The sequence below is a fragment of the Stenotrophomonas sp. STEN029 genome, assembly GCF_056760015.1.
On record NZ_JBRREC010000172.1, the window covers coordinates 1 to 1,908 of the forward strand.

Sequence of the window (1,908 nt, forward strand, 5' to 3'; positions counted from 1 at the left end):
CCAACCCCCGGCCCCTCCCCCCGCGGCAAACAAACACCCCACCCCCCACCACCCCCCTTTAAACCGGCGTAAGGCCAAAACCCTGCTACCGCCCCCCGCCCCGCGCACCCCCGGGCCCGGCGCGGCATCACCAGTGACAGCGGTCGATTACTCGACGATTACCGGAATCTTGCCAATGCGGGCCTGCCATTCGCGCGGACCGGTCTTGTGCACCGATTCGCCGGTGGAGTCGACGGCCACGGTCACCGGCATGTCCTGCACGGTGAACTCGTAGATGGCTTCCATGCCCAGGTCGGCGAAGCCGACGACCTTGGAGGCCTTGATCGCCTTGGACACCAGATAGGCCGAGCCACCAACCGCCATCAGGTAGGCCGACTTGTTGTCGCGGATCGCCTCGATCGCCGCCGGGCCGCGCTCGGCCTTGCCGACCATGCCCAGCAGGCCGGTCTGCTCCAGGATCTGGCGGGTGAACTTGTCCATGCGGGTGGCGGTGGTCGGACCGGCCGGGCCCACCACTTCGTCACGCACCGGATCGACCGGGCCGACGTAATAGATGAAGCGGCCCTTCAGGTCCACCGGCAGCTGCTCACCCTTGTTGAGCATTTCGACCATGCGCTTGTGCGCGGCGTCGCGGCCGGTCAGCAGCTTGCCGTTGAGCAGCAGGGTCTGGCCCGGCTTCCATGCAGCCACTTCTTCCGGGGTGATGTTGTCCAGATCGACGCGGGTGCCCTTGGACGCGTCGTAGGTCAGCTTGGGCCAGTCTTCCAGCGACGGCGGGTCCAGCATCACCGGGCCACTGCCATCCAGGGTGAAGTGCGCATGGCGGGTAGCGGCGCAGTTCGGGATCATCGCGATGGGCAGGTTGGCGGCGTGGGTCGGGAAGTCCTTGACCTTGATGTCGAGCACCGTGGTCAGGCCACCCAGGCCCTGCGCGCCGATGCCCAGTGCATTGACCTTCTCGTACAGCTCCAGGCGCAGCTCTTCGGCACGGTTGGATGCGCCACGCGCCTGCAGATCGGTGATGTCGATCGGCTCCATCAGCGATTCCTTGGCCAGCAGCATCGCCTTCTCGGCAGTACCGCCGATGCCGATGCCGAGCATGCCCGGCGGGCACCAGCCAGCGCCCATGGTCGGCACGGTCTTGAGCACCCAGTCAACGATGGAATCGGACGGATTGAGCATGGCGAACTTGCTCTTGGCCTCCGAACCGCCACCCTTGGCGGCGACGATCACATCGACCGTATTACCCGGCACGACCTTGACGTTGACCACGCCCGGGGTGTTGTCCTTGGTATTGGTGCGCTTGCCGGCCGGATCAGCCAGCACCGAGGCGCGCAGCTTGTTGTCCGGGTAGGCGTAGGCGCGGCGGATGCCCTCGTTGGCCATGTCCTCGACACCCATGGTGGCGTCGTCCCAACGCACGTTCATGCCGATTTCCAGGAACACGGTGACGATGCCGGTGTCCTGGCAGATCGGCCGATGGCCTTCGGCGCACATGCGCGAGTTGATCAGGATCTGGGCAATGGCCTCTTTGGCCGCCGGCGACTCTTCGCGCTCATAGGCAGCGGAGAGGTTCTTGATGTAGTCGACCGGGTGGTAGTAAGAGATGTACTGCAGTGCGTCGGCGACGGACTGGATGAGGTCTTCCTGCTTGATCGATGTCACGGCTTGCTCGCTTGCTGAAGGCTGGCGGGGGTTCAGCCCACCATTTTACGCCTTGCCGCGGCGCAGTGCTGCCCGCACTTGGTTGTAGGAGCGGCATGAGCCGCGGAGCCGGCTATCCGTCAGTTCACCGGCTTCGGGGGGGACCGCGCGGCGGCAAACACCGGCGGTTTTTTGTGGGTATTGGGGGTGTGAACCCCGCCCCCCCCCGGGGCGACCGGCCGCCGGGACCGCGCGAGAAAGATA

General features: G+C 65.8%; 1 protein-coding gene. It reads right to left on the minus strand.

The genetic code is table 11. The features are described 5' to 3' along the window. Positions 1-147 precede the first annotated feature (147 nt). Positions 148-1,665, minus strand: coding sequence for a fumarate hydratase (locus ACVOLI_RS20430; RefSeq protein WP_282271569.1), 1,518 nt, complete (start codon positions 1,663-1,665; stop codon positions 148-150). Positions 1,666-1,908: the final 243 nt, after the last annotated feature.